This is a genomic window from Acidilobus saccharovorans 345-15 (genome assembly GCF_000144915.1).
GTDB classification, from domain to species: domain Archaea; phylum Thermoproteota; class Thermoprotei_A; order Sulfolobales; family Acidilobaceae; genus Acidilobus; species Acidilobus saccharovorans.
This window is the reverse complement of record NC_014374.1, coordinates 914424-928246: the sequence shown is the minus strand read 5'-3', so window position 1 is coordinate 928246 and position 13823 is coordinate 914424. Positions and strand designations below refer to the sequence as shown.

Here is a 13823-nt window from a genome sequence, read left to right as displayed (position 1 = left end):
CGTTTATTTTGGCGGCCCGGCCGCAAGTCCTCGGTGCGTGGTTTGGAGGCTAGGTGGGATCTGAACAGGAGGAAGCTTCGCGACCTCCTCGACAGGGAGTCCGTGGACGCCCTGCTGCTCCTAGGGGCCCCAAACATAACGTACGCCACGGGCATAAGGGAGCCCACCGGAGCCATGTTGATAACTAGGGACTGCGGCGACGTGATACTCACCTCGGTCCTTGACTATAACAGGGTCTCATCGATGTCGCCTAAGGACGTGGCAGTCAAGGCATTCTACAGAAGGTCGGGCGAGGCCTCAGTAGGCATGGCAATGGTGCCCCAGAGCGACCTAATAAGCGGAGGGCTCACAGACGCTGTCAAACAGGTCCTAGGAAACTGCAATGTTAAGTCAATAGGGGCTGACCTTCAGTGGGCTGACTACGCCTCTCTCAACGTAGCCCAGCAGCTTCAGGCAAGGGACTTGAGCAGCTCAATAGCTAAGGTGAGAGCCATAAAGGACGATTGGGAGGTGCAGGCGATACTTGACTCAATAGCCGCGGCAGAGCAGGCCTTCAGGGAGGCCATAGAGCTGCTGGACTCCAGCCCGTCAGAGAGCGAGGTCGAGGCCGCCTTCTACTCGTCATTGATGAGGCAGGGCGCCTGGGGCGAGTCATTTCCGACAATTGTGGCATTCTATGACCATACAGCGCTGCCGCACCACACGCCGACGCCCGTCAGGCTCCAGAAGCCTGGCCCCGTGCTGATAGACTTCGGCGCAGACATGTATGGCTACGCCAGTGACACGACTAGAAGCATGTGGCACGGGGAGGGAGGGGCTGAGTATAAGAGGCTCATTGAGCTTGTCGCGGAGGCCCAGGCAGCTGCTGTAGATCAGATAGCCCCAGGGGTCGAGGCCAGGAGCCCTGATCTGGCTTCACGCAGGGTGCTCGCCAAGGAGGGCCTGGACAAGTTCTACAACCACGGGCTTGGCCACGGCGTTGGGGTGGAGGTTCACGAGGTGCCCTACTTGGCCCCGGCGTCAACAGACGTGCTTGAGAAGAACATGGTGGTGACCGTGGAGCCAGGATTCTATATCCCAGGGGTCTACGGGGTCAGAGTGGAGGACATGGTCTTAGTCACAGCCAAGGGCGCGAGGCTCCTGACGCGGCTTTCAAGAATTATCAGCTAGTCCTTAAGCTGCTCATCATGCCCTCTATGCGGCTTCTCACCTCAGGCCCCAGCGGGGCGCCTGTCAGGCTCATAGTTAGCCTGCAGAAGCCGCAGACGTCACCGTTTGACGGCATGCCGCAGAGGCGGCACCTGTTGGGCGGACTGGCAGGCCTCGGGTATGATGGCAGGTTCCTCGCGAGCGCCCTGGCCGCGGATATCGTAAGGCTGGGGCTCTCGCTCTCAGCCCTGCTGAGCATATCCTTTATTATCACCTCAAGCGTCAAGGTCGACTTAAAGGGGCACTCTATGTCAACATAGTTCAGGCCGTAGACCTTGACGAAGGCCCTGGTCTCGTCCTCGTAGATGTCATAAAGGGGCCTCACCCTCTTGACGGCCGAGCCCTCGGACTCGCTGACCGGCCCTAGCTTGGTTATGTTGTCAAGCTTCTGCTCCATGAAGTTCTTGATGGCATAGGTCATGAGGTCGTTCATGTGATGTCCAGTGGCTATTGACGAGGCGCCTAAGGACACGGCCATAGCGTTAAGTATGTACCTTTTAACTAGGCCGCAGACGCTGCAGGCCGGCCTCCTGCTGCGCCTTATTATCTCGGGCATGTACATTCCCAGGAGCTCCTTGAGGTCCACTGTGACGCACTTAACGTTCTTAGCCTTTGAGCAGGAGTCCCTGAAGGCTTCAAGGGACTTCTCGGAGAACTCGCCCATGCCTAGAACTATGTGAACTGCAACTATGTTAACTCCCAGCTCTGGGGCTATCTCGTCAAGCACGTTCATGAGAGTTACGCTGTCCTTGCCGCCGGAGACGGCCACCAGGAGCGTCTCGCCCCTCTTCACCATGTTGTACTTTATGATGTTGTTCTTTACCCTCTCCTTGACGTACTCCTTGAAGTGCTTATCGCAGAACCAGGCGTTGGCGTAGCTTAGCCTAATCCTGGCCGGAGCTCCGCACTTAACGCACTTAGCTTTTGGCGACTCGTAGACCTTGACTGCCGGGGCCTCGAGCACAACCATTACGGGTCCTTATAGGCTCTGCCATAAGTTATACTTAAAAGGCTCAGTATTGATGACTACATGCCGCCCTGCATGCTACCTGAATCGCTTGGCGAGGCGGCAACGGCCGCAAGCCTTGCGTACTTCCTTAGATTATACCAAACGTATATCAGAATGCCACCACCAATGATACAGAGGAGCAGGCTGTAGGCTAGGCCCTCCAGGCCGACCAGTATGTAAAGTATCCCTAGCATAAGGGCGCTTAGGGAGGCCCTTGAGTACTGCCCGGCGGTGTCAGGCCTGTAGACGAAGAGCCATGTGAGAACCCCAAGCACTATCATAAACGCGCTTACGCCCATTATCGCCTCAGAGGCCTGCCTCATAAGGGACTGAATTTGCGCGACTGTGTAATTATATCCTCTGGCCAGGGACTCGTTGTAGAGCGTCTTAGTGAGGTTAGAGTTAGGGTTGTAGGACGCTGAAAACATCGACATGGCGTACGCTAGGCTTACGGCGCCGCCCACAATTATCAGGAACATTGCAACAACTATAAGCATGAGCGAGGGTCGTTTGTTCTGATGACTGCCTTCCTGGCTCAAGCTCTTCCCCATCACCGCACGCTCTTCGGCCCTTAAATACCTCTATGACGTGTTCACGCTTGAAAACCTTAAGGTCAAAACCATAATACAATTGCGTTGATCACGCCATAGTGCAAACACACCTATCACTGCCTTTTAGCCCTGCCGGACGCACCATATATGAGCGTCCGATGACAGGCGCTCACTGGCTGATCTTAAAGATGAAGAGCAACGGGTCTGTGAGGACGCAACTTCTTTGGTATTTAACAGCCGGGCGAGATCCATAATGTCGTGTAATAAGACGAACATATTTTAAGGCTATGTCATGTAAGAGCTGGGGGTTAAGATGCCAGGGAAGTTCTCAACCAGGTATAAGCTCTCAAAGAAAGCCGTTAAGCAGCTCGCTGATGAAGCTAAGGCCAGGCTCGGCAATGTACCCGTTACTTGGGATGATTTAGAGGAAGCTAGATCCTCAGACTACACGGTGTACTTTGATGCTGGGCTCGCGTGCCTTGCTAGGGTTAGGGGAGTTCTGATACCTACGCTCATGTGCCTCCTGAGGAGGGGCTTCTCGTGGCTGCCGTATGTAGTAGTCGACAGGGGGGCCTCCCAGGCCATAGGTCGCGGCGCGGACTTGATGGCCCCCGGCATAAGGAAGGTCGTTGGCACCTTCAAGGAAGGCGACGTAGTTGCAATAGTAGATGAGCAGAGCAACGTGCCTGTTGGCGTCGGGAGGGCCCTTAAGGATAGCGAGACCATATCGCAGATGGCTAAAGAGAAGTCAAAGGGCAAGGTGATAGAGAACCTACATTACCCCGGCGACCAGCTCTGGAAGTTAATAAGTTAGCCCTTGACTCTCCTCATGCAGAGGTAGTACTTAGTATCGGCCTTAAGTCCTAGGGGAGGCGCAAACTTGAAGAGTATGCCCCACAGCGACAGAAGCGTGAATCCTTTACTTTCGTCCGCGGCCAGGTACCCGTGGCCGCAGAACTCGAAAGAGTCAAGGTCGTTGGGCTTGCTCTCATCTATGACAATCTCTATCTTATCCCCAGAGTTCACCGTGTAGATGCTCTCAATTACGTCAAAAGTCACCGTCTCGCTCTGCCCCTCAGCCCTGGCTATCTTAACGCCCTCGAGCTTTGAGGGCTGAACGTCCTTGACCTCCAGGCTCAGGCTTACCATTTCAGCTCCGCTTACGCTCTGTGGGGCCCGCTTAAAAGCTGACCTCTCACGCCGGCCTGAAGGTGCGGTAGCCCGTGAGGCGGAGGCGCGGCGCACAAGTGCTGTTAGATATCGATCTCAAGAAGGCCCTCAGGGCTCACCCTCACTCTGTAGGTCTTAAGCGGCGGCTGCAGCTCCTTGTTGAACTCGCACTTTCTCTCAGGCATAACTATAGGCTGTGAAACCATGTCGCCAGTGAGCACGTCAAACTTAGCCTTGTGGAGGGGGCAGACAGCTATATGCCCGTCCTCGACGTCACTGAGCACGCCGCAGCCCATGTGGGGGCACCTGGCGTCCATGGCGTAGAACTCACCGTTATGCTTGACTATGAGTACTGGAGTATTGTCTATAATAACGACCGCGTGGTCCCTTGCATCAAAGATTTTAGCCATGACAGATATCTTACGAAATACCATACATAGGTCGCCTAGTTATTGCTGATCTAACGTTCAATTTAAAAAATCTTTGCACGGGGGCACCTAAGCCAAGGTCTAAGGTCGCGACGTATTGGAATAAAGCCTCGTCAGCGGCTGAGCCGCAACATAGGTCGCCTAGCTAGGATTTGAGGCACCGGCTTGGCGCCTCAAATGGGTTAGTCTCTTGCCGCGCTCAGGCCTTATCTGTGGCGATATTCTTATCACTTACAGGCTTAACCTTAACGTAGAGGCCCTGCCTCTCAACTACTATAACCCTGCTTCCCTCCTTGATCTCAAGGTCGCTTATGGCTGACCACAGCTCATTATCAACCCTGACCACGCCTGGCTTCGAAGGCCTTATACTTATGACAACAACGCCGCTCCTTCCAACGAGGCTCTCAGAGGGAGGCTTCATAGGGGTTATCCTCTCGAGGCCCTTGGCCACGATAATTATTATGTCCACTATAGCTAGAATGCCTCCGGAGAAAAGCCTCAGGGCATCATTGTGCTCTAGGCCGGTGGCTATCAGGTAAGCCGCAACTGCAGTGAGCCCTATCACCAGCGCCGTGCTGCCAACCCCCCACCTCAGCCTTGAGAAGAAGCCTACGCTGGCCTGCCCGCCCATGCCTATCGCCTTAGCGTTACTTTATAGCTTTTGCCCGCTCCACATAAAAAGGGCTGAAGTTGAAGATAAAGCTCTTGCTCTGGCTGCTAGGAGTAACCCTCGTGCTGGCAGCCATAGGCGCAGCCCAGCTGTGGCATGCGGAGGCCGCGTCAGCCCCAACTAGCAACGCCACGGTTGTGGTTGTTAACTTTGACGTCCCTGTGGACCTAGGGTCGTCAACCATGATGCAGAGGGCTGTGACTACTGCAGAGCTGCTGAAAGCTAAGGCTATAGTCATCGTTATGAACACCCCTGGCGGCTACCTGAGCGACATGCTTAAGATAGTGAGCTACATAGAGCAGGCTCAGGCCGCCGGCATACCAGTTTACACATACGTGCCCCCTGACGGTATGGCGGCCTCAGCTGGCAGCTACATAGCCATGGCCACTAACAGCATCATAATGGACAACGGCACCTTCATAGGTCCCTCGACCCCCATAGTAGTTGGGGGCACGCCCCTTGAGCAGAACCACACCGAGGACGCGATGATAGCGTTTATGGAGTCGTTGGCAAGCAAGTGGGGCAGGAACGCGACGGCAGCCAAGATAATGGTAGTTGATGATAGGGCTTTCACTGCTGAGGAGGCCCTAAGGTATCACCTGATAAATAACGTCTCGAACAGCCTCTCCCAGGCCATGAGTGAGTGGGGCCTCACTAACGTGACCCAGGTGCAGATCTCCGAAAACGCTTATGAGCAGTTCCTGAGCGTTCTGAGCAACAGCACCGTTGACGGCATACTAATAACGCTGGGCTTCATGGCTATACTGATAGACCTCTTCCACCCCACGTTTATAGTGTCGGCCGTGGGCGTGACCGCCATAGTGATGGGCCTCGTGGGCGCCGAGATAATAGGCGCCTCGGCCATAGGCCTGACGCTGCTGCTCCTGGGCGCCATAATAATGTTCCTGGAGCTTAAGATGGGTCACGGCTTTGCAATGATAGCAGGGGCCATAACTTCAGCTGTGGGCATATACCTCTTGGCCATGGGGATACCCTACGTGGCCACCAGCGTCCCAACTGCATCTAAGTACGTGCTCACGGACTCCGTTGTGGCCATAGTTGGCGTTGTGCTGGGACTTTACATAAGGTGGATAGCCTCACCCATGAAGCGTAAGAGGGTGATGGCTGGGCCTGAGTCCCTGATAGGTGATGTCGGCGTCGTAGTGAGCGACCTAGCTCCCGTGGGCGAGGTCAGGGTGCAGGGCATCGTGTGGAGGGCCGTGTCGGCCTCTGGCGAGACCATAAAGGTCGGGGAAAAGGTAAAGGTAGTTAAAGTCGAGGGGGTAACCCTCTTTGTCGAGAGGGCCACGGGTGAGGACAAGGGTTCATGAATATGGATTCTGGCATCTTAGATAGGTTTAAGTAGTTCGCTAACTACATAGAAGTGGTGATTTGAGTGGGCTTAGCGCTTGACATAATAATAGCGTTTATCGTGCTCATAGTGGCCATAATTCTGCTGAGCGGAATAAAGGTCGTCAATGAGTGGGAGAGGCTGCCCGTCCTGATACTTGGCAGGTTTGCGGGCCTCAAGGGTCCAGGGATAGTGTACGTGCCGCCAATAATAGGTAGGGTTCCCATGAGAATATCGACGAGGCTTCAGGCCATAGCCTTTAGGACCGAGCAGAGCCTCACGAAGGACAACATACCAGTCATAGTTGATGCCGTGATGTACTACCAGCCCGTTGACCTTGAGAAGGTTGTGCTTAAAGTGGAGGACTACAACGTTGCCACCAGGCTCGCGGCTGAGACGACCCTAAGGGAAGTCATAGGCCAGACGATGCTCGATGAGATACTTACCGAGAGGGAGAAGGTGGCGGCGCTCGCCAGGAACATAATTGACAGCAAGACTGAGACCTGGGGCGTCAAGGTCACTGCCGTAGAGATAAGGAACGTCGAGATACCCCCTGACCTGGTCCAGGCCATGTCAAGGCAGGCGCAGGCCGAGAGGGAGAGGAGGGCCAGGGTGACGCTTGCTCAGGCCGAGTACGAGGCCGCCCAGAAGATGGTTGAAGCTGCAAACCTCTATGTTAACAACGACAGGGCGTTCATGCTGAGGTGGATGAACATGATATATGAGCTGGGCATGGAGGGCAAGAACATGCTCGTCTTCATACCTGCCAACCTGCCTATCGCAGGCCCGCCCGCAGGAGGGCCCATGTCCCCAGTGGGCCTCATGGGCGTTAGGGACCTAGTTGTCAGTGAGGAGAAGAAGCAGGGCGGAGGCCCGCAGGCGGGGCAACAGCAGAAGTGAGCTCAAGGGCCCTTATAATATCATAATGGCCCAAAGGCCTTTTATAACATCCGTATGGCCCTGCTGTAGGCTATGAGGCCTAGTATTGTCGTGAGCATAAGTGAAAGTGTTAGCGCGCTATAGCAGCGCTGGTCTATGAAGCCTAGCTGAAGCGCGGCTGACGCAATGGCAAGGCCAACCTCTCCCCTCGGCTCCATGCCAGTCCCGGCGAGCACCGACTCCTTCCCATTCCTAGTCATTGCGTAGGCGAAGGGCAGGACGCCGGCCAGCTTGCCAATTAAGGCGGCTGCGATCATGATCAGCGAGGCTAACAGGCCGGTCAGGCCCATTGTGGCTAAGTCGAACTCCGCGCCAACCACGACGAAGAATATGGACCCAAAGACCAGCAGGAAGGACCTCGAGAACTCCTGGAGCCTCTGGGAGCCTGAGAACTCGCTCAGCGAGACGCCAGCTATGAAGGCGGCTATTATCGGCGAGAACCCAAGGGCCTGCATTATGACTATTATGCCAAAGAGGACTACTAGGGACATCTCAAGAATGTACTGGCCTCCGACCCTTGACGTGAGGAACGGCACCACCTTTATTGACGTGACAAATATTATGATCCATGCCACTGAGTAGAAGGCCACAACCTTTATCACGCCGACGAGCGTAGTGCCGTGGGACTCGGAGACCCCGAAGGCTATTGAGAGGAGGATTAATGAGACCACGTCGTCTATCGCTGAGGCCGAGAGCAGGAAGTCGGCCCACTTGCCATTAGCCCTCGCCGACTGAAGAGAGCCCGAGACCACCGCTAGGCTGGTTGGCGCCAGGGCGGAGCCAACTATCATGGATACATCAAGGTTCAATGAGAGGTAGTCCCTGATAGCGACAATGAGCGCAAAGGGCACAAGGGCGCCCATGATAGCCCCAAGGGCGCCCCATGCCCCTGCCCTCCTCAGGGGGGCAGAGCCGTGCTCCAGGCCTGACGCAAATACCAGGAAAATGACGGAGAGCTGCGATAGGAACAGCACTTCAGAGCCAAGGTAAAACAGTTTAACGTTTAGGAGGCCATTTATAATGCCTCCCAGGGCGAAGGGACCCATTATCATTCCTCCTAGCAGCTCACCAGTTATTCTCCCATATCCATACTTCTCGGTGACGTCGCCCAGAACCTTGCCAACTAATATCATAAGCGAGAGGCCCAGCAGTTCAAGCCCTAACTCCTGCGAGGTTGGCCCCCGCTCTTCTAACATACCACGGATAAATTATAATGACAGCGCTCCCCTGCTCTGCCTGCCCTCAAGGAGGTAAGATATGACCTGATCCAGCCGGTGGTAGAAGTAGTTAAGTCCGATCACGTTATGTCTGCCCGTTTGAAGCATCCTGAGCCTGAGGGCCAACGCCATCTCGCTCAGGAGCTTTACCTCCGTGCTGATCCCAGCGTAGGGCCTTCTGACGACCTGAGGCTCCTTTGAAGACAGCTCTAGGGAGCTGAGCATCTCAGCCAGCTCTCTCAGGGCCTCTTCAAGGGAGCCGTCAGCTATGCTCTCAGGCACCTTGCCCTCAAGCTCCACAACTTTATATAAGGCCCTGGAGAGCCTCTCGTCCTCCAAGGCTCCTCAGCCTATAGTTTGGCAAGCAGAGGTTATAGGGCTAAGCCGCATTTATTTTTAGTGCTGCACTAGGCAGCGCGCCTCGGGCGGTGAGGACAAGAGGGTCTACCGAGTGGTGAGGAGTATCGGAACTCCCTAGCCCGGGGCCCATCAGGGCCAGCGCGGGCCGCCAAGATCAACTTTAAATATGGTGGAGATGCAGCTTCTCTGTGGCGGTGCTAAGCTTTGGCTAGAGTTGCAGTGATAGGCGCTGGGGGCGTGGGCTCCGTAGCGGCCTCGGTAATAAGGGGGGAGGGCCATGAAGTGATCCTTGTAGATAAGGCCAAAGACTCTCTGTCGAGGACCGCCGAGAGGCTCAGAATGCCTTACGCCGTGGCTGACGCGCTGTCGCCTGACGATGTTAAGAAGGCCGTAGGCACCGTGGACCTCATAGTTACCGCCCTGCCAGGGAGCATAGCCTACAAGGCCCTTAAGGGCCTGATAAACCTGGGCGCCAACATAGTAGACGTCTCATTCTTCCCTGAGGACCCGGAGGAGCTGGGCCAGCTGGCCTCTAAGGCTGGAATACTGCTGCTCATGGATGCTGGCGTCGCCCCCGGGCTCTCAAATATGCTCATTGGAATAGGCGACAGGAAGCTGGGAGGCCTTAAGGGAGCTAAAATTTATGTAGGTGGCATAAGCGAGAGGCCCGACCCACCTCTTGGCCTCGTGCCGAGCTGGAGCATATCTGACCTGGTAGATGAGTACAGGAGGCCTGCCAGGACGATAGTTGATGGCAAGGTTGTGGCAGTGGATCCGCTCTCAGGCCCCATGGGAACAATATACGTCCCAGGCGTTGGTGAGCTGGAGTACTTCCCGACGGACGGCCTCAGGACGCTGCTCAAGAGCTACTCAAACGCGTCCTTCCTGGCCGAGTACACGTTGAGGTGGCCTGGCCACGTGGCCTTCATTAAGGGCCTCAAGAAGTTGGGCCTCCTTGAACACAAGCCAATACACGTCGGCAACTACGAGGTTATGGCTGATGAGGTGCTGGCCTCCCTTATATGGTCTATGAGGGTTAACTTCAGGGATATAGTAGTGCTAGTGGTTGACGTGTACGGCAAGTCTGGCGGCGGGATCAGGTTTACCCAGGTCACCAGGGCCGAGGACGGGACGACGGCCATGGCCAAGGTAACCGGAAGCTTCCTCGGGTTTGCCGCGCTCGCCGTGCTGGAGGGCAAGGTGAGGGGCACGGGCCTGGTTTACCCCGAGTCACTGGGCCTCAGCGAGGACGCCTCAGGGGACATAATGACAAGGCTGGCCATAAATGGCATGCCAGTGGAGGAGGAAGAGCTCGCAGGGGAACTTGAAATTCGCTGAGAAGGCCTTTAACCTCGCCTTGCAACGTCTCCCTAAGGTAAAGGGAGCCCTTGGTTAAGCTCAGCTACAGGAGGGGGCTGCTGGTAAGCGACTCTTACGCGCCGGGCCTAAGGTACGATGAGAGGATCGGAGGCTACGTCGGGCTGCCATATAAGTACTATGAAGTACTGAACTACATTCGAGAGTCAGGCTTAACTGTTGATGACAGGGTCCTTGACCCCATCCCGCTCCAGGCCCTCCGCGCCCCGAGGATTAGGCTCAGGGACTACCAGGAGAGGGCCCTTGAGGCGTGGAAGAGGGCCGGCATGAGGGGGGTGGTGGTGCTCCCCACAGGAGCTGGCAAGACCCTCGTCGCGCTGGCCGCCATCCAGGAGGTAGGAGCCGCCACAATAATCGTGGTGCCAACGATAGACCTGCTTCACCAGTGGAAAAGCGCAATAATGAGGCACCTGAGCGTGACGCCCGGCATATTGGGCGGCGGCGAAAGCGACGTGGCGGGCATTACGGTATCTACATATGACAGCGCGTACAGCAGGGCTGAGGAGCTGGGCAACAGGTTCGTGCTGGCCATTTTTGACGAGGTGCACCACCTCCCGTCACCCGGCTACATGGAGGTCGCCCAGGTGCTGGCCTCTCCCTACAGGCTTGGCCTCACTGCGACGCCTGAGAGGGAGGACGGAAGGCACGTCCTGTTACCTGACCTGGTGGGCCCCATAGTGATAAGGGTCTCGCCAGCGGAGCTGAGAGGCAAGTACCTCTCAGACTACGACATTAAGAGGGTTTACGTAAGCCTCACGGACGACGAGAAGTCAAGGTATGAGTCCCTGAGGGCCAGGCTAAGGGAAGACCTGAAGAGGCTCGGCGTCACGTTGAGGTCGCTGGAGGACTTTCACAGGCTGCTGTCGTTGGCCGCAAAGAACCCGGTAGCCAGGGACGCCGTGGAGGCCTGGTACGAGTCCGTCAGGATAGCCGTTAACTCTAGGGCTAAAATTGATTCATTGAGGAAGCTTCTGGCGGAGTACAGCGACAGGAAAGTGCTGATATTCACTAGGGACACGGAAATGGCATACAGGATCTCGCGCGAGTTTCTCGTGCCGGCCGTGACCTATAAGACGCCTAAGCAGGAGAGGCTCAAGATACTCGAGCTCTTCAGGAAGGGCGCATACAAAGTCATAGTGGCCTCGAGCGTGTTCGACGAAGGGGTTGACGTGCCTGACGCAAGCGTGGCCATAGTTGTCGGAGGCTATGGGACTCCGCGGCAGTTCATACAGAGGCTCGGCAGGGTCCTGAGGCCCGCGGAGGGCAAGAGGGCCCTCCTCATAGAGCTGGTGACGAAGGGCACGAGCGACAGCAGGCTGAGCATGAGGAGGAGGTCAGGTGCTGAGGTCTGACCTGGTAAGGCTTATAGTTAGAGGCGCCAGGGCCAGGGTGCTCTTCGCAGGCGAGGACGACCTGGACCTGTTCTCTGAGGTGTTAAGGCACCTCAGGCCTGGGCTTAAACTTGGGGAGGCCCTTGAGGAGCTAAAGCCCCTCAGGAGGATATACGACCCTAAGCTTGTTGACGGCATCACGGAGGTGGCCCTGAGGTATTTAGTGCTTGAGGAGGAGTCCCCGGTAAGTCCATACATGATAAGGCAGAAGCTCTTCGAGGGAGGCCCGGCCCTCTCTGAGGAGGAGAGGCGCAGGAGGCTCGAGGAGGTAACTAAACAGCTGGGTGTCGACGCTGAGAGGTTCATGTACTCTGACTTGGACCTTGAGCGCGTCATAGTTTCTGGGCCCGCAATAGGCCCCAGGGATCTCATGGAGGAGTATAACATGGAGGAGCTGGAGGGCCTCCTGCTGAGGTCCTACATGGTTACGCTTGAGGTCAGCGACAATTGGAAGGACCTGCTCAGGTCAATTAAGGCGATGGGACTCATGTACTATGCAAGGTCAAGGCCTGTCCAGGTCGACGTCTACGGGCCGGTGTCGCTGGCTAAGCTAACCGACAGGTACGGCAGGCTGATGGCAAGGCTTGTGCCTCACCTGCTCAGGAGCGCCAGCTGGAGGCTCAGGGCGCAGGTTGCGGTGGGAAGGACCAGGAGGATAGTGACCGTGGAGGTAACTAGCGACGACGCGCCTATGCCCACAAGGCCCACCGTCTCAGGCATAACGTTTGACAGCTCTGTCGAGGAGGACCTCTACAGGAAGCTCACCCTCCTGGCGAAGGACAGCGGCTGGCTGGTTATAAGGGAGCCGGAGCCCCTGGTGACATCAACTGGCGAGATAATGATACCAGACTTTGCTGTCATCAGTGGGAGCTCTAAGGTATTCATAGAGGTCGTGGGCTTCTGGACCAAGGAGTACATAAACGCCAAGCTCAGGAAGCTGGCCGGCCTCAGGGACCCCATACTTCTTGTCGTCAACGAGTCACTTGGCGTTGGGGCCTTTAAGTTGACTGGCCACGACGTTGTTTCCTACAAGGATAAAGTTAACGTGGCGCCAATATACGAGTGGCTAAAGGCGAGGCTTTCTAGTCACGCCGGGCGGCTGCCAGAAAGGTTAGACGTGAAGGGCAGCTACGTGAGCTTTGAAGACGTCGCTAAACGCTATGGCGTTACGGTTGACGACGTGAGGAGGTTTAATGGCACGGTGGAGGGCTACGTTAAGCTCAGGAACTACTTCGTCAAAAGGGAGCTCCTTGACAGCCTCAGCAGGGAAAGCCTTGAGGGCAGGAGGCTCTCCGAGCTGACCTCAAAGTATGGCCCCTGGGTTCAGGAGGCCCTGGCCCTAGTTGGCTACTCGCTCAGATGGACGGGGCTGAACGACGCCGTGGTAGTAAAGGTCAGGGCACGACCCTAGTGCCTACCTCCTCGCCGTTAAGGGCCCTCAGGAGCGAGTCCCACCTGACTATCCTGGTGTTCGCGACCTTGGCTGAGGCCGCCTCAGCGATCTTACCCTTCATGCTGCCCGTGACGTCAACCCCACGTTTGGTTATGTCAGCTATTTCATCCCTTGGGCTTACAACCCTTAAGACCTTTCCCTCAGGGCCTATTACGCCATCGACGTCAGACACGTAGATCAGGCAGTCAGCCTTAGCCTCAGAGGCCAGCATGGACGCTATGGTGTCGCCGCTTACTACCACCCCTCCCCTTTCAGTGAGCACGGCGTCCCCATAAGTTAGCGGCGTTAGGCCGGCCGCGAGGTCCCTTAGCATCGGGGTCAGCTCACAGCTTCTCTCGCCGACACACATGCTGTGGGCGGCATGAAGGCTAACGGGCACCCCGTGCGACAGGAGGCTGTTGACCACGGTAATTCCGAGAAGGAGCATCTCCCTCTGCACTTCTGAGACCTCGCTGGGGCCTAGCCTTCCTCTCTCGGAGAGCAGCCTGCTCACTATGTAATGTCCAAAGCTACCCCCGCCGTGGACTAGGGCCAGCCGTCCGCCCGCCTTGAGGTAGCTGGCCACCTGCGCGGAGAGGCTCTCAAGCACGTCCCACCTGACGGTCTCTGGCGAGGACTTATCGGTTATAGCGGAGCCCCCCAGCTTGACTACAGCTAGGTTGCACCTCAAGTTTCATCTCCGCGCTAACTTTAACTCA

Annotated in this window: 15 protein-coding genes; 7 read left to right on the top strand and 8 right to left on the bottom strand. The window is 56.4% G+C overall.

Translation table 11 applies throughout. The features are described from left to right. Positions 1–42: 42 nt before the first annotated feature. On the top strand, positions 43–1170 hold the full coding sequence (locus ASAC_RS04620; protein WP_013266836.1) for a M24 family metallopeptidase: 1128 nt from the start codon (positions 43–45) through the stop codon (positions 1168–1170). Here the strand turns inward: ASAC_RS04620 and ASAC_RS04615 are convergent. Further along, positions 1163–2179 carry a PP-loop family protein gene (locus ASAC_RS04615; protein ID WP_013266835.1) on the bottom strand — a complete coding sequence of 339 codons (1017 nt, stop codon included), beginning with the start codon at positions 2177–2179 and terminating at the stop codon, positions 1163–1165. The two genes, ASAC_RS04620 and ASAC_RS04615, sit on opposite strands and share 8 nt — an antisense overlap. Before the next feature lie 56 nt (positions 2180–2235). Next, a complete protein-coding gene (locus tag ASAC_RS04610) occupies positions 2236–2757 on the bottom strand; it encodes a hypothetical protein (RefSeq protein ID WP_148217152.1) in 522 nt (173 codons plus the stop codon). Positions 2758–3082: 325 nt separating this feature from the next. On the opposite strand from ASAC_RS04610, the gene ASAC_RS07650 reads away from it, so the two are divergent. Next, positions 3083–3583: a DUF1947 domain-containing protein gene (locus tag ASAC_RS07650; RefSeq protein ID WP_013266833.1), complete on the top strand. Its 501-nt coding sequence runs from the start codon at positions 3083–3085 to the stop codon at positions 3581–3583. Here ASAC_RS07650 and ASAC_RS04600 read toward each other — a convergent pair. The 3 genes from ASAC_RS04600 to ASAC_RS04590 all read right to left on the bottom strand — a co-directional run bounded on the left by ASAC_RS04600 (position 3580) and on the right by ASAC_RS04590 (position 4998). Then, entirely contained in the window at positions 3580–3918 is a 339-nt protein-coding gene (locus tag ASAC_RS04600) for a DNA-directed RNA polymerase subunit G (protein ID WP_013266832.1), read from the bottom strand. The two genes, ASAC_RS07650 and ASAC_RS04600, sit on opposite strands and share 4 nt — an antisense overlap. Positions 3919–4022: 104 nt before the next feature. Beyond that, positions 4023–4373, bottom strand: coding sequence for a Rieske (2Fe-2S) protein (locus ASAC_RS04595; protein WP_013266831.1), 351 nt, complete (start codon positions 4371–4373; stop codon positions 4023–4025). Between the two features lie 193 nt (positions 4374–4566). Continuing rightward, on the bottom strand, positions 4567–4998 hold the full coding sequence (locus tag ASAC_RS04590; RefSeq protein WP_013266830.1) for an NfeD family protein: 432 nt from the start codon (positions 4996–4998) through the stop codon (positions 4567–4569). A gap of 59 nt (positions 4999–5057) precedes the next feature. Here ASAC_RS04590 and ASAC_RS04585 point away from each other — a divergent pair, with 59 nt between their 5' ends. Both ASAC_RS04585 and ASAC_RS04580 read left to right on the top strand, forming a co-directional pair. Then, a complete protein-coding gene (locus tag ASAC_RS04585) occupies positions 5058–6368 on the top strand; it encodes an NfeD family protein (protein WP_013266829.1) in 1311 nt (436 codons plus the stop codon). A 65-nt stretch (positions 6369–6433) separates the two neighbouring features. Further along, positions 6434–7288 carry an SPFH domain-containing protein gene (locus ASAC_RS04580; RefSeq protein ID WP_013266828.1) on the top strand — a complete coding sequence of 285 codons (855 nt, stop codon included), beginning with the start codon at positions 6434–6436 and terminating at the stop codon, positions 7286–7288. Positions 7289–7329: 41 nt separating this feature from the next. Here the strand turns inward: ASAC_RS04580 and ASAC_RS04575 are convergent, their stop codons facing one another. Both ASAC_RS04575 and ASAC_RS04570 read right to left on the bottom strand, forming a co-directional pair. Then, positions 7330–8460 carry a cation:proton antiporter gene (locus ASAC_RS04575; RefSeq protein ID WP_158303791.1) on the bottom strand — a complete coding sequence of 377 codons (1131 nt, stop codon included), beginning with the start codon at positions 8458–8460 and terminating at the stop codon, positions 7330–7332. A 75-nt stretch (positions 8461–8535) separates the two neighbouring features. Then, a complete protein-coding gene (locus ASAC_RS04570) occupies positions 8536–8883 on the bottom strand; it encodes a hypothetical protein (RefSeq protein WP_013266826.1) in 348 nt (115 codons plus the stop codon). Between the two features lie 225 nt (positions 8884–9108). Between ASAC_RS04570 and ASAC_RS04565 the strand changes: the two genes are divergently transcribed. Genes ASAC_RS04565 through ASAC_RS04555 form a run of 3 tightly spaced genes read left to right on the top strand, consistent with a single transcriptional unit; the run spans position 9109 to position 13083 of the window. Beyond that, positions 9109–10242: a saccharopine dehydrogenase family protein gene (locus tag ASAC_RS04565; RefSeq protein ID WP_148217151.1), complete on the top strand. Its 1134-nt coding sequence runs from the start codon at positions 9109–9111 to the stop codon at positions 10240–10242. Positions 10243–10292: 50 nt separating this feature from the next. Then, entirely contained in the window at positions 10293–11633 is a 1341-nt protein-coding gene (locus ASAC_RS04560; protein ID WP_013266824.1) for a DEAD/DEAH box helicase family protein, read from the top strand. Continuing rightward, positions 11620–13083 (top strand): DUF790 family protein, encoded by a 1464-nt coding sequence (locus ASAC_RS04555; RefSeq protein ID WP_013266823.1) that lies wholly within the window; start codon positions 11620–11622, stop codon positions 13081–13083. The genes ASAC_RS04560 and ASAC_RS04555 overlap by 14 nt, the downstream gene beginning before the upstream one ends. On the opposite strand, the gene ASAC_RS04550 is transcribed toward ASAC_RS04555, so the two are convergent. Next, entirely contained in the window at positions 13067–13795 is a 729-nt protein-coding gene (locus ASAC_RS04550) for an isopentenyl phosphate kinase (RefSeq protein WP_013266822.1), read from the bottom strand. The genes ASAC_RS04555 and ASAC_RS04550 overlap by 17 nt on opposite strands. Positions 13796–13823: the final 28 nt, after the last annotated feature.